This is a genomic window from Streptomyces luomodiensis, assembly GCF_031679605.1.
GTDB lineage: Bacteria > Actinomycetota > Actinomycetes > Streptomycetales > Streptomycetaceae > Streptomyces > Streptomyces luomodiensis.
The window spans coordinates 7,276,607-7,295,678 of sequence record NZ_CP117522.1 but is presented as its reverse complement, the minus strand read 5'-3'; the positions used below and the strand labels follow the sequence as shown (position 1 = coordinate 7,295,678).

Genomic DNA, 19,072 nt, shown 5'->3' with positions numbered 1-19,072 from the left:
CTCCGGGTCAACCCCTCGTCACCAAGGCTTCCGGTCACTGAAAGAACCCGGAGCGCGTCTTGCCGGGGCGGGTGCCCGGCCACATTCTGTGTGGCACACACCGCGCCGTCGAGCGTGCAGCCCGCGCCCGAAGGGGGACCCCGGGACATGCCCGAAGTGACCGCCGAGCCCGCCGCGCAGGGGCGGGCGACCTCCCGGGGCGGCTGGCAGCCGTACCACACCCTGTGGGCCATGCTGCTGGGCGGCTGGCTCTTCAGCTACGCCGACCGCACCATCACCGGCCCGGTCGTCACCTGGCTGATCGACCACGACCACGGCATGCTGGGCTCCGCGAGCCATCCGCACGCGCTCGGCGGTCTGATCGGCAGCCTCTTCTTCGCGGGCTACATGCTGACCCAGTTCCCCGGCGGCTATCTCGGCGACCGCTTCGGGCACCGCACGATGCTCGCGGTCTCGCTGCTGTGGGCGGGGGTCACGACCCTGGCCAGCGGCATGATGACCGGGCTGATCGCCTTCGTCGTGCTGCGGGTGCTGACCGGGCTCGGCGAGGGCGTCTTCTACTCCAACGACCGTTCGCTGATCGCCCAGCGCACCCCGCCCGCCAAGGCCGGTCTGGGCATGGGCGTCGCCATCACCGGACTGTCCATCGGGCTGACGGTCGCGACCATCAGCGCGCCGTATCTGATCGACTGGGGCGGGGCGGCGTTCGGCGCGGAGGACGCCTGGCGGATGCCGTTCCTGGTGCTGGGCGGGGCCACGCTGGCGTTCGGCTGGGCCACCGCGGTCTATATGCGCCGTATCGGCGGCCCGCTCAAGGCCACCGGCTCCACCCTGCGGCTGCTGGGGATCTCGGTGGTGCTGTGCGCCGCGGTCATGGTGGTCTACCTGATCGCCGACGGGGCGGGGATGCCGAGCTGGGGCGTGGCCGTCCTGGAGTGCGTACTGGCGTTCCTGCTGATCGGGGCGATCTTCACCCGGCGGAGCACGCGGCTGGGCGCGGTCTCGCGGAACCGCAATGTGCTGCTGCTCAGCTTCGCCTTCATCGCGGTCATGTGGAATCTGTGGTTCTTCAGCTTCTGGTCGGTGTCGATCGTCGCGGACGCCGCCCACAGCTCGTTCCAGAACGCCGCGCTGGTGGCCACCTTCAACGCGGGCGCGGGCATCCTCGGCTTCCCCGTCGGGGGCCGGCTCTCGGACCGGGCGAAGGCCCGGGGGTGGGGGCGGCGGCCGCTGCTGATCGCGTTCACCGTGGTCCAGGGGGTGCTGGTGCTGGTCTTCGCCGCGTATCTGCAGACCCATGACAAGCCCTCCCTCTGGGTGATGTCCGTGTTGCTCTTCGTGACCAGCCTGTTCTTCAACGCGCTCCAGCCGATGGCGCACGCACTGCTGAGCGATGTGGTCGGCGCCACCGAACGGGGCGCGGCCTTCGGCCTGTTCAACCTGGTCGGGGAGATCGGCGCGGTGATCAGCCCGGCGCTCAGCGGCACCCTCTTCGACACTTACGGCAGCTGGACGCACGCGGTGTACATCGACGGCGCGCTGATGCTCCTGAGCGCCGTGCTGTACGTGCTGATCCGGGAGCACGCCGTACGCGCATAGGCACGCCGCACGCGCATAGGTTGGTCCCACGACAGCCGGACATCCAGTGGTGGAGGGGCGAACATGGCGGCGGCACGGCGCATGGTGGTCATCGGGGGCGACGCGGCGGGCATGTCGGCCGCGTCGCAGGCGCGCAGGCTCAGGAGCCGGAGCGAGCTGGAGATCCTCGCCTTCGAGCGGGGCCCGTTCACCTCGTACTCGGCCTGCGGCATCCCCTACTGGGTCGGCGAGCTGGTGGACGGCCCCGATGAGCTGGTCGCCCGTACGCCCGAGGCGCACCGGGGCCGCGGGATCGACGTACGGACGCACACCGAGGTGGTCGAGATCGACCTCGCCGGGCAGCGGGTCCTGGCGCGGGACCTCGATCCGCGCGGTACGGGCGAGCGCTGGCACGGCTTCGACGACCTGGTCATCGCCACCGGCGCGCGGCCGCGCCGCCCCGCCATGCCGGGGATCGACGCGCCCGGCGTGCACGGGGTGCAGACCCTGGAGCACGGGCGGGCGCTGCTGGAGACCCTGGAGTCGACCCGGGTCGAGCGGGCGGTCGTGATCGGCGCCGGATACATCGGGGTGGAGATGGCCGAGGCGCTCATGCGGCGCGGCTGCCGGGTCACCGTCCTCGAACGCGGTGAGCAGCCCATGTCCACGCTCGACCCCGACATGGGGCGGCTGGTGCGCGAGGCGATGTCGGGGCTCGGCATCGACACCGTGACCGGTGCCGAGGTCACCGAGGTGGTCACGGGCGAGGACGGCCGGGTGCGGGCCGTGGCCACCAAGGTCGACGAATACCCCGCCGATCTGGTGATCCTGGGCCTCGGCGTGGCCCCCGAGACCGGGCTCGCCCAGGAGGCGGGGCTGCCAGTGGGCGACCACGGCGGGCTGCTGACCGATCTGGCCATGCGCGTGCGCGGTTACGACAACATCTGGGCCGGCGGCGACTGTGTCGAGGTCCTCGATCTGGTGTCCGGTCGCACCCGGCACATTCCGCTGGGCACCCACGCCAACAAGCACGGCCAGGTCATCGGCTCCAACGTGGGCGGCGACTACGCGACCTTCCCCGGTGTCGTCGGCACCGCCGTCAGCAAGGTCTGCGATCTGGAGATCGCCCGCACCGGGCTGCTGGAGGCCGAAGCGACCTCCGTGGGGCTGAAGTTCGAGACGGTCACCATCGAGTCGACCAGCCGGGCCGGGTACTACCCGGACACCCGGCCGATGACGGTGAAGATGCTCGCCGAGCGGCGCACCGGACGGCTGCTCGGCACGCAGATCGTCGGCCGCGAGGGCGCGGGCAAACGGGTCGACATCGCGGCGGTCGCGCTGACCGCCGGGATGACGGTGGAGCAGATGACCGCGCTGGACCTGGGCTACGCCCCGCCGTTCTCCCCGGTGTGGGACCCGGTGCTGGTGGCGGCGCGCAAGGCGGCGGCGACGGTACGGCAGGCCGAGCGCCGCTGAGCCCGCCGCGCGGGCGGTATCGAGGCCGTGCCCGGAGCCGGAGCGGCCCCGGGAGCCGCTCGGGGCCCCGGTCAGTCCGCGCCGCCCTTGCTCCTGGTGTGCACGTATTCGACGAGCCGGGTCAGCGCGTCCGGGTCGGTGCTGGGCAGAACGCCGTGGCCGAGGTTGAAGATATGCCCCTCCAGCCCGCGGGCCGCCGCCAGCACCTCGTCCGCCTTGGCCTCGACGGCCGTGCGCGGGGCGAAGAGCACGGCGGGGTCGAGGTTGCCCTGGAGCGCCTTGCCGGGGCCGACCCGCCGGGCGGCCTCGTCCAGCGGCACCCGCCAGTCGACGCCGACGACGTCCGCGCCCGCCTCGCCGAGCAGCCCGAGCAGCTCACCGGTGCCCACACCGAAGTGGATGCGCGGCACACCGTATCCGGCGACGGCCTCGAAGACCTTCGCGGAGGCGGGCAGCACGCTGCGGCGGTAGTCGGCGGGGGCCAGGGCGCCCGCCCAGGAGTCGAAGAGCTGGATCGCCGAGGCGCCCGCCTCGATCTGCACCTTCAGGAAGGCGGAGGTGATGTCCGCGAGCCGGTCGAGCAGGGCGGCCCAGAGCGCCGGGTCGCCGTACATGAGCGCCTTGGTGTGCTCGTGGTTGCGCGAGGGGCCGCCCTCGATCAGATAGCTGGCGAGCGTGAAGGGGGCGCCCGCGAAGCCGATGAGCGGGGTCGCGCCGAGTTCGCCGACGAGCGCGCCGACGGCCTCGGTGACGTACTTCACATCGTCCGGGTCGAGCGGACGCAGCCGCTCCAGATCGGCCCGGGTGCGGATCGGCCGCGCGATGACCGGCCCGACACCGGGCTTGATGTCGAGGTCGATGCCGATGGCCTTGAGCGGTACGACGATGTCGCTGAAGTAGACCGCCGCGTCCACCCGGTGCCGGCGCACCGGCTGCAGGGTGATCTCGGTGATCAGGTCGGGCCGCATGCAGGAGTCGAGCATCGCGATGCCCTCACGGAGCTTGCGGTACTCCGGGAGCGAGCGCCCCGCCTGCCGCATGAACCACACCGGCGTGTGGGGCACCGGTTCCCGGCGACACGCCCGCAGAAAAGCCGAATCGGCTGTGGCACGGGCCGCGGCGCGGCCGGTCTGCTGCTGGCCCGAGGGCCCCTCATTGGCGCTCATGCCCCAAATCTTCGCACGGGCCGAACGAGTGACCCGCCAACCCGGGTGTTCCTCCCCGGTTGGGGCCCTCACTGCGCCTAGTCTTCCGGGCATGGCAGCGGTTCAAGGACACCTCTCGAACGGTGCTGACGGCCCTGACGGCACGGACGCGGGCGGTGCGGACACCCCGCCCGCCTTCCGGCATGCCGTCGCCGCGCTGCGCGGCGTGCGGGTGCGGCCCGAGGTGGAGCTCGACCCGACCCCACCCCCGCGTCGGCTCGCACCCTACTCGTACGCGCTGGAGGCGGTGGTCACCGGCGCGTCCGGCGACGACGAGGAGCTGGCCGAGGGGCGGCTGATCCTGCTGCACGACCCGGCCGGACACGACGCCTGGCGCGGCACCTTCCGCCTGGTCACGCTGGTCCACGCCGACCTGGAGCCGGAGATCGCGGCGGATCCGCTGCTGCCCGAGGTGTGCTGGTCCTGGCTCACCGGCGCCCTGGAGGCACGCGGCCTGTCCTACGGGGCGCCCAGCGGCACGGTCACCCGGGCGAGCTCGCACTACTTCGGCGCGATGGGCGAGCGGGAGCCGTCGACCCGGATCGAGATCCGGGCCTCCTGGACCCCGTCCGACCACCCGGCCCCCGAACCGGCCCACCCCGGCCCGCGCCCCCCGGAGCCGACGGCAGAGGGCACCACCGAACCGCCGGGCGCGCCGGACACCGCGGCGCATCTGGCCGCCTGGTGCGACCTCCTGTGCCAGATCGCCGGCCTGCCCCCGGCAGGGACCACCGAGGCGGGGGTCGTCTCCCTGCCCCAGCGACGCGGCCCCCAGGCACGCTGAGTGCCGTAGCGGTCCCGGGCGCTGAGGCCTTCCGGCCGGGAGGCACCTCCTTACGGTGACTGGCTGAACCGCAGGGCGCCGCGGAGTCCCCGGGTTCTCGGGTCTTCAGGCCGGGGGCACCTCCCAGCGGTAGCTGGGGGAGAACGAGCCCCAAAGACCAAGCCTGATCGATCAGTCGTCCTAATTGCCCGAATTGTTACTCACCAAATCGTGATCATTCTCTAAAGCCGGACCGTATCGGTGCCGAAGGACGTGGTGACCCGTCCCACAACTTCCCAGGAGGCCTGGTGTCTGTTCTCCTCGAGCAACCGTCCAGCCTGGTCGCCTACCGCCCGAACAAGCCGACGGCCATGGTCGTCGTCGCCGACCCCCGCGTTCGTTCCACCGTCACCCGTCACCTCTGGGCCCTCGGGGTGCGCGACGTCATCGAGGCGTCGTCCATCGCGGAGGCCCGTCCCCGTATCGCCAACCCGCGCGACATCTGCGTCGCCGACGTCCACCTCCCCGACGGCTCCGGCCTGACGCTGCTGTCCGAGACCCGCGCCGCGGGCTGGCCCAACGGGCTGGCCCTGTCCGCCGCCGATGACATCGGCGCCGTACGGAACGCGCTGGCCGGTGGCGTCAAGGGCTACGTCGTCACCGGCACCCGCACCAACCTCGGCATCCCGGGCCGTCCCGGCGCCACCCCGCTCGGCGCCGCCGCCCGGATGCACCGTCGCCCGCCGGGCGCCCCCGGCCACCCGGGCGGCTACCGGGAGCTGTCGGGCCGCGAGGTCGAGGTGCTGAGGCTGGTTGCGGAGGGCCAGTCCAACAAGGCCATCGGCGTCTCGATGGGCCTGTCCGCACTCACCGTGAAGAGTCACCTCGCCCGGATCGCCCGCAAGCTCGGCACCGGCGACCGGGCCGGAATGGTCGCGGTCGCGCTGCGCACCGGGATCATCCACTGAGCTGTACCGCCCGGCGCCCCTCACCGGCCCGGTTCGCCTCCGAAGGGGCGGTCCCCGCGCCCGTCGACGGAACGTTCCGTCGACGGGCGCCCTGCGTTACCGCCGCACACAGCTACCCTTGACAGGTGACCGACGCCCAAGAGACCGCAGCAGAGACGACACTGCGAACCACCGGGGGCGCCCCCCCGGACGACCTCCCCCCGGCGCCGGTCCCCTTGCTGGAGCCGCGTGAGGGCATCCCGCCCGTCACCGCCGACGCGGACGCGCTCGCCGAGGTCGTCGCGGCCTTCGCCGCGGGCCATGGCCCGGTGGCCGTCGACGCCGAGCGCGCCTCCGGCTACCGCTACGGGCAGCGGGCCTATCTGGTCCAGCTGCGCCGGGCCGGAGCGGGGACCGCACTGATCGACCCCGTCGGCTGCCCCGACCTGTCGGGTCTGGGCGCCGCGATCGCCGACGCCGAGTGGGTGCTGCATGCCGCGACCCAGGATCTGCCGTGTCTGCGTGACATAGGCATGATCCCGTCCCGGATCTTCGACACCGAACTCGCGGGCCGGCTGGCCGGTTTCGCCCGGGTGGGGCTGGGCGCCATGGTCGAGAACATCCTCGGATACGCCCTGGAGAAGGGCCACTCCGCCGTCGACTGGTCCACCCGTCCGCTGCCCGAGCCCTGGCTGCACTACGCCGCGCTCGATGTCGAGCTGCTGGTCGACCTGCGCGACGCGCTGGAGGAGGAGCTGACCCGGCAGGGCAAGCTGGAGTGGGCGCACCAGGAGTTCGCGGCCATCGCCGCGGCCCCGCCCGCCCCGCCGCGCAAGGACCCCTGGCGGCGGACGTCGGGGATGCACAAGATCCGAAGGCGCCGGCAGATGGCCGTGGTGCGCGAGTTGTGGACGGCCCGGGACCGGATCGCCCAGCGCCGCGATGTCTCACCGGGCAAGGTGCTGGGCGACGCGGCGATCGTGGAGGCCGCGCTGGCCCTGCCCGCGAACGTCCGGGCGCTGGCCGCGCTGAGCGGTTTCGGCCATCGGATGAGCCGGCGTCAGCTGGAGCAGTGGCAGGCCGCGGTGGACCGGGCGCGGGCCCTGCCGGAAGCCGACCTTCCGCAGCCGGGCCAGCCGGTGGCCGGGCCGCCCCCGCCCCGGGCGTGGGCGGACAAGGACCCGGCCGCGGCGGCACGGCTCGCCGCGGCGCGCGCGGCCGTCACCCAACTGGCGGAACAGCTGAATCTTCCCCAGGAGAACCTGATCGCCCCGGACACCGTCCGGCGGCTGTGCTGGGAGCCGCCGGCCGAGCCGACGGCGGACGCGGTCGCCTCCGTTCTCGCTGGTCACGGCGCCCGCGCCTGGCAGATCGACCAGGTGACCCCGGCGCTGACGGCCGCCTTGCTGGTGCCCCCGGTGTGATGTGACGCGCGTGGACCGGCGGCGGGCGCCGCCGGTCCACGGCTGTGACCTTCAACCCTCCGGTCGCGAGGACTGGGCAGCTTGGTTACTCATAAGTAGCATGAGGGTGTGACGGCGCGCCCCCGGGCGTGCCCGCAGCAGTGCCATCCCGCACCTGGAGGAGAGCCAACGTGCCTCGTACCGCTAGGGACGTCGTCTTCGTCGACGGCGTCCGGACCCCATTCGGCAAGGCGGGCCCGAAGGGCATCTACCACGAGACCCGCGCCGACGACCTGGTCGTCAAGTGCATCCGGGAGCTGCTGCGCCGCAACCCGGACCTGCCGCCGGAGCGCATCGACGAGGTGGCCATCGCCGCGACGACGCAGATCGGCGACCAGGGGCTGACCATCGGCCGCACCGCGGGCATCCTGGCCGGGCTGCCCCAGTCGGTCCCCGGCTACGCCATCGACCGGATGTGTGCCGGTGCGATGACGGCCGTGACGACGACCGCCGGGTCCATCGCCTTCGGCGCGTACGACGCCGTCGTCGCGGGCGGTGTGGAGCACATGGGCCGCCACCCCATGGGCGAGGCCGTCGACCCCAACCCCCGCTTCGTCTCCGAGAAGCTGGTCGACGAGTCGGCCCTGTTCATGGGCATGACGGCGGAGAACCTCCACGACCGGCTGCCGCACCTCACCAAGGAACGCGCCGACGAGTTCGCGGTGCGCAGCCAGGAGAAGGCCGCCAAGGCGTACGCCAATGGCAAGATCCAGCAGGACCTGGTGCCGGTCTCGGTGCGCCGGACCAGCCCCGAGGGCGGGGAACTGGGCTGGGGCCTGGCGACCGCCGACGAGCCGATGCGGCCGGGCACCACACTGGAGGGCCTGGCCTCGCTGAAGACCCCGTTCCGCCCGCACGGCCGGATCACCGCCGGTAACTCCGCGGGGCTCAACGACGGCGCCACCGCCTCGCTGATCGCCGCCGAGGACGTCGCCCGGGAGCTGGGGCTGCCGGTGAGGATGCGCCTGGTCTCCTTCGCCTTCGCGGGCGTCGAGCCCGAGGTGATGGGCTACGGCCCGGTCCCGGCCACCAAGAAGGCCCTCGCCAAGGCCGGTCTGTCGATCGAGGACATCGGCCTGTTCGAGATCAACGAGGCGTTCGCGGTCCAGGTCCTGTCGTTCCTGGACCACTACGGCATCGCGGACGACGATCCGCGCGTCAACCAGTACGGCGGCGCGATCGCCTTCGGCCATCCGCTGGCCTCCTCCGGTGTGCGGCTGATGACGCAGCTGGCCCGGCAGTTCGAAGAGCAGCCGCAGGTCCGTTACGGCATCACGACCATGTGCATCGGCTTCGGCATGGGTGGCACCGTGATCTGGGAGAACCCGCACTTCGAGGGGAACAAGTGACCAACACCGCAGAGCTTCTCAAGGGAGCGGCCGAGCTGTTCCCGGGCGAGGTCGTGACGCAGGCGCACGTCCGCCACCTCGATCTCCCCCAGGGCGCGGGCCGGTTCGCGCTCATCACGCTGGACAACGGCCTGGACCACACCAAGCCCACCACCTTCGGCCCGGCCTCGCTCGCCCAGCTCAACACGGCGATCGACCAGGTCGAGAAGGAGGCCGCGGACGGCGAGATCACCGGTGTCGGCATCACCGGCAAGCCGTTCATCTTCGCCGTGGGCGCCGACCTCAAGGGCGTGGAGCTGCTGAAGCGCCACGAGGACGCGCTGGCCATCGCCAAGGGCGGCCACGACGTCTTCAAGCGGCTGGCCAACCTGGCCGTGCCCACCTTCGCGTACTACAACGGCGCGGCGATGGGCGGTGGCGTCGAGGTCGGGCTGCACTGCTCCTACCGCACCGTCTCCGCGGCCCTGCCCGCCTTCTCGCTGCCCGAGGTGTTCCTGGGCCTGGTCCCCGGCTGGGGCGGTTGCACCCTGCTGCCGAACCTGATCGGCGCCGACCGCGCGGTCTCGGTCATCATCGAGAACTCCCTCAACCAGAACAAGCAGCTCAAGGGCGAGCAGGTCTACGAGCTCGGGATCGCGGACGCGATCTTCGAGGGCGCGGACTTCCTGGAGCAGTCGCTGATCTGGACCGCCTCCGTCCTCAAGGGCGAGATCGAGGTCGTACGGCCCGAGATCGACCGCGGTGACGCCTGGCACGAGGCCATCGTGCGCGGCCGGGCCATCGCCGACAGCAAGGTGCACGGGGCGGCCCCGGCCGCCTACCGCGCGCTGGAGATCATCGACGCCGCCCGCAACGGCGACCTCGCCCGCGGCTACGAGGCCGAGGAGAAGGCGCTCGCCGATCTGATCATGGGCGGCGAGCTGCGCAGCGGCATCTACGCCTTCAACCTGGTGCAGAAGCGCGGCAAGCGCCCGGCCGGCGCCCCGGACAAGTCGCTGGCGCGCCCGGTCTCCAAGGTGGGCGTCGTGGGCGCGGGCCTGATGGCCTCGCAGCTGGCGCTGCTGTTCGCGCGGCGGCTGGAGGTGCCGGTCGTGCTGACCGACATCGACCAGGAGCGCGTCGACAAGGGCGTGGGCTATGTCCACGGCGAGATCGACAAGCTGCTGCTCAAGGGCCGGATCAACCAGGACAAGGCCAACCGGCTCAAGGCCGCGGTGACCGGGTCGCTGGACAAGGCCGCCGCCTTCGGTGACGCCGACTTCGTCATCGAGGCCGTCTTCGAGGAGATGGGCGTCAAGCAGCAGGTGTTCGCCGAGGTCGAGGCGGTCGTGCCGGAGCACGCCATCCTCGCCACCAACACCTCCTCGCTGTCGGTGTCCGAGATGGCGTCCCAGCTCAAGCACCCCGAGCGGGTCGTGGGCTTCCACTTCTTCAACCCGGTCGCGATCCTGCCGCTGCTGGAGATCGTCCGCGGTGAGAAGACCGATGACGCGGCGCTGGCCACCGCCTTCGGCGTGGCCAAGAAGCTGAAGAAGACCGCCGTCCTGGTCAAGGACGCCCCCGCGTTCGTGGTCAACCGGATCCTGACCCGCTTCATGGGCGAGATCCAGAACGTCATCGACGAGGGCACCCCGGTCGAGGTCGCCGAGCGCGCGGTGGAGCCGCTGGGGCTGCCGATGTCCCCGCTGGTGCTGCTGGAGCTGGTCGGCCCGGCGATCGGGCTGCACGTCTCCGAGACGCTGCACGGCGCGTTCCCGGACCGCTTCACGGTCTCGGAGAACCTCAAGCGCGTGGTCGAGGCGGGCAAGCGCGGCTTCTACGTGCACGACTCCGGAAAGCCGGAGCTGGACCCGGAGGTCGCCGCGCTGCTCCAGCAGGGCGACACCGTCCTGACCGAGGAGCAGGTGCGCGCCCGGGTGCTGGACGCCGTGGCTCAGGAGATCGGCCTGATGCTCGAGGAAGGCGTCGTCGCCGAGGCGCAGGACATCGACCTGTGCCTGATCACCGGCGCGGGCTGGCCCTTCCACCTGGGCGGCATCACGCCGTACCTGGACCGCGAGGGCATCTCGGAGCGGGTGAACGGCAAGACGTTCCTGGCTCCGGGCGTGGCGAGCGTCCCGGCGTAACGACAAAGCGGTGCGACGGAGCGCCGGGTGAGCCCGAGAAATCGGCCCGCCCGGCGCCCCTGCGTTCCGCGCTCACACCGTCGGCACCCGTGCCGCTCCGGCGGCCCTCCCTCCAGCGGACCGACCTCGTACAAGGGCGTTGCTGCCGGGTGCCAGGCCGGGCGCTCGCCGCCGGGAGCTGGGCCGGTGGGAGCGAGCGCCGGTGGCGGCTTCCATGTCCGGGGGCCGAGGCCAATGCCGGACAGCAGGGGGTAGGGCACCCCTCTGGAAACTGATTGACAAAATAGTTGCGTCAGATCAAGCGTTATTTAGGGGGTACCCGGAGGGGCGGCCTGCCCGCAGTCCGGCGGAGCCTCTGCCACCGAGCACGGAAGCCGCCCCCGGCGCCCACCCCAACGAGCCCGGCACCCGGCGACGCCGCCGCGTCCCCTCAGCCGCGTCCCACGCGGGTCCACGCCTCGAGTGCCAGTCCGGCCTCGTCGGTCTTCTGACGGGCCACCAGGAGACCTCCGTCCAGCCCCAGCGCGGCCAGCACCACCCGGCCCCGCCCGTCGATCGCCAGTGCCGGGGTGTGGGCGCCCGGCTCGCCCGAGGGTGTCCACCACACCCCCGCCGCCTCGTCCTCGCAGGGGTAGGCGGCGACCGCCAGCGCGCCGGTCGCGGTGTCCCGGTGGGCCAGGACGGTGCAGTCGTGGCCGTCGACCACGGCGCGCACCGCGGCGACCGGGCCGGTGCCCGTCGCCCCGCCCAGCCGTGCGGGGGCCGGGGCGTCCGGCCGCCAGGCCAGGACCTCACCGCTGTGGGCGTCGCGCCAGTAGTGGGTGAGGGTGCCGGGGCTGCTCTCCACCGCGGACGCCGAATCCGGCTGGGCGTCGGCGGGGATGTCCTCGCCCCGCTGCGGGGCGGCGCCGGGCTTGGGCTGGTACCAGCGCAGCGCGGCGCCCTTCCCGGCCGGTGCGAACAGTTCCAGACGGCCGTCGGCGGTCGCGGCCGCCGACAGGCCGTCCAGCAGGTGCGTGCCCTTCCAGTCGGTCCAGCGTTCCCATGTCCCCTTGGGGTCCTGCCGCCGCGCGCTCACCCCGCCCCCGGCGTTGCGGACGAAGACCCGGAGCGCGCCGGTGGAGTCCAGGGCCGCGGCCGGCGGGCCGATCCGCCGCGCCTTGGCGCGGTCCTTGGGGTGCGGGGTGCCCAGGGAGTGCCACGCGGTCAGGGGACGCCCGGTCTGGAACTGGGTGGCGTGGACGATGTCGACCCGCGGCCCGTCCTTGTCCTCCGTACGCCGCGTCCCCAGCAGATGGGCGTAGCCGTCGGCGCCCTGAGCGACCGTCACCTGAGACAGCCCGGGGACCTCGATCAGCCACGGTCCGGTCCAGGACGATCCGCCGGGGCGGTCCTCGGTCCAGCGGGCGACACCGCCCGCCACCTGCGCGTAGGCCGTGAGCCTGCCGTCCTTGCCGCGGAGCAACCGCAACGCCATGGCTCGCTGCCAACCTTCCCCGAGCCGTTACCTCCGAATGAACGATGTCCATAGTAATTTGCTCGGACTATGGATGGCCTTGTGGTGGTCGATGCCGCCAATGTGATCGGCTCGGTCCCCGACGGCTGGTGGCGCGACCGCCGCGGCGCCGCCGAGCGGCTCCGCGACCGTCTGGCCGGCCTTCCCGGGGCCGGACTCCCACCCCGTCCGGGCGTGCCCGACTGGGCCACCCGCCCTCCGGTGGACATCGTGATGGTCGTCGAGGGCGCGGCGCGCGGGGTCGAGCCGGCGGGGGACGTACGGGTGGAGGACGCGCCGGGCAGCGGCGACGACCACATCGTGGCGGTGGTGGCGGACGCCCGCGAAAAGGGGCGCGACTGCCTGGTGGTGACGGCGGACCGGGGGCTGCGGGCGCGGGTCATGGACCTGGGCGCGCAGGTGACGGGCCCCCGGACGGTCCGCCCGGACGTCTCGTCATAGGGCCCTGCCCAGGCCCGTGCCGGACGTGTCGTCGTAGGCCCGTGCCCGGCCCCCCCCTGCCGGACGTCTCGTCATGGGTCCCTGCCAGGCCCCAGCCGGACGTCTCGTCATGGGTCCCTCCCAAGCCCCCGCCGGACGTCTCGCCGCAAGCCCCTGCCCGGCGTCTCGCGAACCGCCCTACTCCGTACGCGCACCCACCTCATTCACCCGGCTGTGGCGGTGGCCGTACAGGAAGTAGACGACCAGGCCGATGACCATCCACACCGCGAACCGCAGCCAGGTCTCGGCGGGCAGATTGAGCATCAGCCACACCGAGGCGGCCACCGACAGCATCGGCAGCACCGGCACCCAGGGCGTGCGGAAGGCGCGGGGCAGGTCGGGCCGGGTGCGGCGGAGGATGGGCACACCGAGCGCGACCACGACGAAGGCGAAGAGCGTGCCGATGTTCACCAGGGCCGCCAGCTGGGAGATGCTGGTGAACCCCGCGACGACGGCGATGAGCACGCCGAGCAGGATCGTCGAGCGGTACGGCGTGCCGAAGCGCGGATGCACCCGGGAGAAGAACCTGGGCAGCAGCCCGTCCCGGCTCATCGCGAAGAACACCCGGCTCTGGCCGAGCAGCAGGATCATGCACACCGTGGTGAGCCCGACCGCCGCGCCGAAGCTGATGACGCCCGCGTAGAAGGGGTGTCCGGTGGCCTTGAAGGCGTCGGCGAGCGGGGCGTCCACGGACAGCCGGGTGTACTTCTGCATCCCGGTGACCACGATGGACACGGCGACGTAGAGCGCGGTGCAGATGAGGAGCGAGCCGAGGATGCCGCGGGGCATGTCCCGCTGGGGGTGCCTGGTCTCCTCCGCCGCGGTCGCCACGACGTCGAAGCCGATGAAGGCGAAGAAGACCACGGCGGCGGCGGTGAAGATGCCCTCGACGCCGAAGGTCGTCGGCTGGTAGCCGAACATCAGCTGGATCAGGGGCGCGCCGAATCCGGAACCCGAGATCGTGCCCTTGGCCTCGGGGATGAAGGGGTGGTAGTTGGCCGGGTCGATGAAGAAGGAGCCCGCGATGATGACGAGCAGCACCACGGCCACCTTGATCGCGACGACCACCGAGGTGACGCGTGCGGAGAGCTTCATCCCGAGGACGAGGATCGCGGTGATCACCAGCACCAGCGCGGCGGCGAGCACGTCGAAGGAGAAGCCGTGTGCCACGTCGGGGCCGGACAGCGCACTGGGCAACCGCCAGTCGGCGTTGGCCAGCAGGGAGCGGATGTAGCCGGCCCAGCCGACCGCGACCACGGCGGTGCCGAGCGCGAACTCCAGCACCAGGTCCCAGCCGATGATCCAGGCGGGCAGCTCGCCCAGTGAGGCGTACGAGAAGGTGTACGCGGACCCGGCCACCGGCACGGTCGAGGCGAACTCGGCGTAGCAGAGGGCGGCCAGCCCGCAGACGATGCCCGCGACGATGAAGGCGAGCGCGGTCGCGGGGCCCGCCTGCTGCTTGGCGACGGCTCCGGTGAGGACGAAGATGCCGGTGCCGATGATCACGCCGACGCCGAAGACCGTGAGGTCCAGGGCGGACAGCGACCGGGTCAGGGCGTGCTCGGGCTCCTCGGTGTCCCTGATGGACTGTTCGATCGACTTCGTCCGCAAGTACGCGCGCCGGACCGTACGGCCGGAGCCGCCGGCGCCGCCGGAGCCGCCACCAGGGCCGCCGCCGGGTTTCCGCTCGCTCACCGGTGCCACCTCCACGCCTGCCCGTGCCCCGTGCGCGCCCATGGTTCTGCCAGACGGGCGGGAGCGCGGCGCGCACACCCGGGGCGCACGCCGATTCACCCGATGGGGGCGGGGTCGCGGGACGCACGCTGGGCCGGTCGGAGCAGGAAACGCTCCGGCCGGCCCAGCGGGGAAGGCGTTGTGGGGCGGGGGGTGGCCCGGTGGCTCAGTCGCGCACCGGCTCGGCCGTCGTCGACCGGGTCACACCGGCGCCCTGGGAGCCCGCGCCCGCGGACTCGTTCCCGTAGCGCCCGCCGATCCGCGAGACCAGCCCGGTGACCTGCCGGGCGATGTCCGGCGCGGTCAGCCCGATCTCCGCCATGATCTCCTTACGGGAGGCATGGTCGAGGAAGCGCGGCGGGATGCCGAAGTCGCGCACCGGCATGTCGACGCCCGAGTCGCGCAGCGCCTGGGCGATGGCGGAGCCCACACCGCCGACCCGGCTGTTGTCCTCGACGGTGACGACGACGCGGTGGCGCTCGGCGAGGGCGGGCAGTTCCTCGTCGACCGGCTTGACCCAGCGCGGGTCGACCACCGTAGTGGAAATGCCCTGTTTGTCGAGAAGGTCGGCGACTTCCAGGCACATCGGGGCCAGCGCGCCCACCGACACCAGCAGTACATCGGGCCGGTCCCGGTCGGCCGCCGCGGGCTCCCGCAGCACGTCCATACCGCCGATCCTGCCGACGGCCGCGACCGCCGGGCCCACCGCGCCCTTGGAGTAGCGCACCACGGTCGGCGCGTCCGCCACCTCCACGGCCTCGCGCAGCTGGGCGCGGACCTGGTCGGCGTCGCGCGGGGCGGCGATCCGCAGGCCCGGGACGACCTGGAGGAGCGACATGTCCCACATGCCGTTGTGCGAGGCCCCGTCGGTACCGGTGATACCGGCGCGGTCCAGCACGAACGTCACCCCGCACTTGTGCAGGGCCACATCCATCAGGACCTGGTCGAAGGCGCGGTTGAGGAAGGTGGCGTAGACGGCGAAGACCGGGTGGAGTCCGCCGGTGGCGAGCCCGGCGGCGGAGACCGCCGCGTGCTGCTCGGCGATGCCCACGTCGTAGACCCGGTCCGGGAAGCGCTTGGCGAACTCGGTGAGCCCGACCGGATGCAGCATGGCCGCCGTGATCGCGACGATGTCCTCGCGCTCCTCGCCGAGCTTGACCATCTCCTCGCCGAAGACCGAGGTCCAGTCGGCACCGCCGGCCGAGATCGGCAGTCCGGTGTCCGGGTGGATCTTGCCGACGGCGTGGAAGCGGTCCGCCTCGTCCTGAAGGGCGGGCTGGTAGCCGCGGCCCTTCTCGGTGAGGCAGTGCACGATGACCGGGCCACCGAAACGCTTCGCCCGGTGCAGCGCCGACTCCAGCGCCTCGATGTCGTGGCCGTCGATCGGGCCGACGTACTTCAGCCCGAGGTCCTCGAACATGCCCTGCGGGGTGATGAAGTCCTTCAGCCCCTTCTTTGCGCCGTGCAGGGTCTCGTACAGCGGCCTGCCGACGACCGGGGTGCGCTCCAGCAGGTCCTTGCCACGGGCCAGGAAGCGCTCATAGCCGTCGGTGGTACGGAGGGTGGCGAGGTGGTTCGCGAGGCCGCCGATGGTCGGGCCGTAGGAGCGCTCGTTGTCGTTGACCACGATGACCAGCGGACGGTTCTTGGCGGCGGCGATGTTGTTGAGCGCCTCCCAGGCCATACCGCCGGTCAGCGCGCCGTCGCCGATCACGGCGACCACATGGTCCTGCTTGCCCAGCAGCTCATTGGCCTTGGCGATGCCCTCGGCCCAGCCCAGGACGGTCGAGGCGTGGCTGTTCTCGATGACGTCGTGCTCGGACTCGGCCCGCGAGGGATAACCGGACAAACCGCCCTTGCTCTTGAGCTTGGAAAAGTCCTGCCGGCCGGTGAGCAGCTTGTGCACATAGCTCTGGTGCCCGGTGTCCAGCAGCACCTTGTCCCGGGGCGAGTCGAAGACCCGGTGCAGGGCGATGGTCAGCTCCACCACGCCGAGATTGGGGCCGAGATGACCACCGGTCTTGGAGACGGCGTCGACGAGAAAGGTGCGGATCTCCGCGGCCAGCTGGTCCAGCTCCTCCGGAGCGAGCCGGTCCAGATCGCGCGGTCCCGTGATGCGGGTCAGCAGCACCCGTGCCTCCTTGCTTCGAGCGTCTCCATGGAACCTTGCCGTCCGCCCGAGTCTAATGTTCCGTCCACCGGCCGGAAGACCGAGCACCCCGGAAGCCCTACGGCGCCCGTACACACGGCTGCCCGGCGCCTCCGGGGAGGCACCGGGCAGCCGGCCGGACATCGGGGCTAACCGCGACCCGCGGAACGCTGTGTTCTCCGCGACACCGAGTCGATGACGACGGCGGCCAGCAGCACACCGCCGGTGATCATGTACTGGACGGAGTTCGCGACGCCCAGCAGGTTCATCCCGGACGAGATCGAGCCGATGACCAGCATGCCGAGCAGCGCCGACCAGACCGAGCCGCGGCCGCCGAAGAGGCTGGTGCCGCCGATGACCGCGGCCGCGATGGCCTCCATCAGCAGGTTGCCGGTGCCGGCCTGCTGGCTGGCGGAGCCGACCCGGGAGGCGATCATGAGTCCGCCGCACGCGGCCATCAGTCCGGCCAGCGAGTACACCGAGATCCGGATGGCGACCACGTTGATACCCGCACGGCGGGCGGCCTCGACGCTGCCGCCCAGGGCGATCACCTTGCGCCCGTAGGAGGTGCGGCGGACCACGAAGTCCAGGGTCACCAGCACCACCACGAAGATCACCAGGCCGAGGGGCAGCCCCTTGTACTCGTTGAGCCGCCACGCCGCGGCGAAGACGATCACGGCGAGCACGGCCGTCCGCACCAGGATCTCGCTCAGCGGCCGCGAGGGAATGCCGACCGCCTTACGGCGCCTGCTGTCCAGGAACTGGGCCAGGAAGAAGGCCGCCGTGGCGATCGTGGCCGCCCCGTACGCGGCGATGAGCTGGCTGAAGTAGTGGGCGGTGAGCGTACGCACGAAGCTGTCGTCGTCGATGCTGATGGTGCCGGTGGTGCCGAGCACCTGGAGCATCAGACCGTTCCAGGCCAGCAGACCGGCCAGGGTCACGACGAACGCCGGGACTCCGATCTTGGCGAAGAAGAAGCCGTGCAGCGCGCCGAGGGCCGCGCCGCTGGCGAGCGCGGCGATCACCGCGATCCCCTCGGGCACCCCGTGATTGACGTTGAGCACCGCCAGGACGGCGGAGGCCAGACCGCTGACCGAGCCGACGGACAGGTCGATCTCACCGAGCAGCAGCACGAAGACGATGCCGACCGAGATCATGCCGGTGCCGCCGAGCAGGATGGAGAGGTCGGAGAGGTTCTTGGGCGAGAGGAAGGCGCTGTCCTTCCACTGGAAGACCGCCCAGATGATGGCGATGCCGACGATGACCGGGACCGCGCCCAGATCGCCGCTGCGCATCTTGCGGCCGAACTCCGTCAGATAGCCCTTGAAGCCCTCCTGGCGGACCAGCAGCCGGGGGTCGACGACGGTGACCGCGTCCTTGGCGACGGGGTTGGCGTCGGCCGGGGCGCTCACCTTGTTGCCGCCCTTGCCGTTCTTGCCGCCGTTCGACGGGCCGCCGTTGGTCTTGTGGACATTGGTGGTCACTTGGCGACCTCCCCGGTACGCGCCTTGCGGCGGGTCACGGCGTTGTCCGTGGCGCCGGTGATGGCGGAAATGATCTCTTCCTGAGAGGTGCTCTTCACATCGAAGGTGCCGTTGTTACGGCCCAGCCGCAGCACCGCGACCCGGTCCGCGACGGCCTTGACGTCGGCCATGTTGTGGCTGATGAGGATGACGGCGAGGCCGCGGTCGCGCAGCCGCTCGACCAGGTCCAGGACCTGCGCGGTCTGCTCGACGCCGAGGGCGGCGGTCGGCTCGTCCAGGATCACCAGCTTGGGCTCGCCGAGCATCGAACGGGCGATGGCGACGGTCTGCCGCTGGCCGCCCGAGAGCGAGGCGATCGGAATCCGCACGCTGGGGATGCGGATCGACAGCGTCTGGAGCAACTCACGGGAGCGGCGCTCCATTTCGACCTCGTCGAGCACCCCGGCGCGCAGGATCTCGCGGCCGAGGAAGAGGTTGCCGACGACGTCGATGTTGTCGCAGAGGGCGAGGTCCTGGTAGACGGTCGCGATGCCCAGCTCCTGGGCGTCATGCGGCCGGGTGACCTGGACGGGCTTGCCCTGCCACTCGAGAACGCCCTCGTCGGCGGGGCCGACTCCGGCGATGGTCTTGACGAGGGTCGACTTGCCGGCGCCGTTGTCGCCCACCAGGGCGACGACTTCACCGGCGTGGACCTCCAGATGGATGTCGGTGAGCGCCTGGACGGCGCCGAACCGCTTGGAGATCCCGCGCAACGCCAACACGGGTCCGTTCGGCACGATGGCCATCTCCGTTCCGGGCAGGG

At 71.9% G+C, this 19,072-nt stretch carries 14 protein-coding genes; 8 read left to right on the top strand and 6 right to left on the bottom strand.

The genetic code is table 11. The features are described from left to right. Positions 1-147: 147 nt before the first annotated feature. Positions 148-1,599 (top strand): MFS transporter, encoded by a 1,452-nt coding sequence (locus PS467_RS30800; protein WP_311037939.1) that lies wholly within the window; start codon positions 148-150, stop codon positions 1,597-1,599. A gap of 63 nt (positions 1,600-1,662) precedes the next feature. Further along, the gene (locus tag PS467_RS30795; RefSeq protein WP_311037938.1) at positions 1,663-3,054 is read left to right on the top strand and encodes an FAD-dependent oxidoreductase; all 1,392 of its coding nucleotides are present in this window, start codon (positions 1,663-1,665) and stop codon (positions 3,052-3,054) included. Between the two features lie 71 nt (positions 3,055-3,125). On the opposite strand, the gene hemE is transcribed toward PS467_RS30795, so the two are convergent. Beyond that, positions 3,126-4,220 (bottom strand): uroporphyrinogen decarboxylase, encoded by a 1,095-nt coding sequence (hemE, locus tag PS467_RS30790; protein ID WP_311037937.1) that lies wholly within the window; start codon positions 4,218-4,220, stop codon positions 3,126-3,128. Between the two features lie 91 nt (positions 4,221-4,311). Between hemE and PS467_RS30785 the strand changes: the two genes are divergently transcribed. The 5 genes from PS467_RS30785 (at position 4,312) to PS467_RS30765 (ending at position 10,907) form a co-directional block, all read left to right on the top strand. Continuing rightward, positions 4,312-5,043 (top strand): DUF3000 domain-containing protein, encoded by a 732-nt coding sequence (locus tag PS467_RS30785; protein WP_311037936.1) that lies wholly within the window; start codon positions 4,312-4,314, stop codon positions 5,041-5,043. Between the two features lie 287 nt (positions 5,044-5,330). Beyond that, positions 5,331-5,990, top strand: a complete 660-nt coding sequence (locus tag PS467_RS30780) for a LuxR C-terminal-related transcriptional regulator (RefSeq protein ID WP_311037935.1) — start codon at positions 5,331-5,333, stop codon at positions 5,988-5,990. Positions 5,991-6,115: 125 nt separating this feature from the next. Next, the gene (locus PS467_RS30775) at positions 6,116-7,393 is read left to right on the top strand and encodes an HRDC domain-containing protein (protein ID WP_311037934.1); all 1,278 of its coding nucleotides are present in this window, start codon (positions 6,116-6,118) and stop codon (positions 7,391-7,393) included. A gap of 170 nt (positions 7,394-7,563) precedes the next feature. After that, a complete protein-coding gene (locus PS467_RS30770) occupies positions 7,564-8,781 on the top strand; it encodes a thiolase family protein (RefSeq protein ID WP_268974930.1) in 1,218 nt (405 codons plus the stop codon). Further along, on the top strand, positions 8,778-10,907 hold the full coding sequence (locus PS467_RS30765) for a 3-hydroxyacyl-CoA dehydrogenase NAD-binding domain-containing protein (protein WP_311037933.1): 2,130 nt from the start codon (positions 8,778-8,780) through the stop codon (positions 10,905-10,907). The genes PS467_RS30770 and PS467_RS30765 overlap by 4 nt, the downstream gene beginning before the upstream one ends. A 430-nt stretch (positions 10,908-11,337) precedes the next feature. On the opposite strand, the gene PS467_RS30760 is transcribed toward PS467_RS30765, so the two are convergent. Beyond that, complete coding sequence (locus PS467_RS30760; protein ID WP_311037932.1) at positions 11,338-12,384, bottom strand: PLL family lectin; 1,047 nt, start codon at positions 12,382-12,384, stop codon at positions 11,338-11,340. Positions 12,385-12,453: 69 nt separating this feature from the next. On the opposite strand from PS467_RS30760, the gene PS467_RS30755 reads away from it, so the two are divergent. Next, entirely contained in the window at positions 12,454-12,864 is a 411-nt protein-coding gene (locus tag PS467_RS30755; RefSeq protein WP_311037931.1) for an NTP pyrophosphohydrolase, read from the top strand. A 177-nt stretch (positions 12,865-13,041) separates the two neighbouring features. On the opposite strand, the gene PS467_RS30750 is transcribed toward PS467_RS30755, so the two are convergent. The 4 genes from PS467_RS30750 to PS467_RS30735 form a co-directional block, all read right to left on the bottom strand. Continuing rightward, positions 13,042-14,514 (bottom strand): amino acid permease, encoded by a 1,473-nt coding sequence (locus PS467_RS30750; protein WP_311040002.1) that lies wholly within the window; start codon positions 14,512-14,514, stop codon positions 13,042-13,044. A 289-nt stretch (positions 14,515-14,803) separates the two neighbouring features. Continuing rightward, on the bottom strand, positions 14,804-16,768 hold the full coding sequence (gene dxs / locus PS467_RS30745) for a 1-deoxy-D-xylulose-5-phosphate synthase (protein ID WP_311037930.1): 1,965 nt from the start codon (positions 16,766-16,768) through the stop codon (positions 14,804-14,806). Between the two features lie 167 nt (positions 16,769-16,935). Further along, positions 16,936-18,270: a sugar ABC transporter permease gene (locus PS467_RS30740; RefSeq protein ID WP_311037929.1), complete on the bottom strand. Its 1,335-nt coding sequence runs from the start codon at positions 18,268-18,270 to the stop codon at positions 16,936-16,938. Beyond that, positions 18,267-19,055: an ATP-binding cassette domain-containing protein gene (locus PS467_RS30735; protein WP_311037928.1), complete on the bottom strand. Its 789-nt coding sequence runs from the start codon at positions 19,053-19,055 to the stop codon at positions 18,267-18,269. The genes PS467_RS30740 and PS467_RS30735 overlap by 4 nt, the downstream gene beginning before the upstream one ends. Positions 19,056-19,072: the final 17 nt, after the last annotated feature.

What these genes read in the sequence shown, in the direction of transcription:
- PS467_RS30755 (WP_311037931.1), top strand. Translation starts at nt 12,454, where the DNA reads ATGGATGGCCTTGTGGTGGTCGATGCCGCCAATGTGATCGGCTCGGTC.
- PS467_RS30760 (WP_311037932.1), bottom strand. Translation starts at nt 12,384, where the DNA reads ATGGCGTTGCGGTTGCTCCGCGGCAAGGACGGCAGGCTCACGGCCTAC.
- PS467_RS30795 (WP_311037938.1), top strand. Translation starts at nt 1,663, where the DNA reads ATGGCGGCGGCACGGCGCATGGTGGTCATCGGGGGCGACGCGGCGGGC.
- hemE (WP_311037937.1), bottom strand. Translation starts at nt 4,220, where the DNA reads ATGAGCGCCAATGAGGGGCCCTCGGGCCAGCAGCAGACCGGCCGCGCC.
- PS467_RS30785 (WP_311037936.1), top strand. Translation starts at nt 4,312, where the DNA reads ATGGCAGCGGTTCAAGGACACCTCTCGAACGGTGCTGACGGCCCTGAC.
- PS467_RS30735 (WP_311037928.1), bottom strand. Translation starts at nt 19,055, where the DNA reads ATGGCCATCGTGCCGAACGGACCCGTGTTGGCGTTGCGCGGGATCTCC.
- PS467_RS30800 (WP_311037939.1), top strand. Translation starts at nt 148, where the DNA reads ATGCCCGAAGTGACCGCCGAGCCCGCCGCGCAGGGGCGGGCGACCTCC.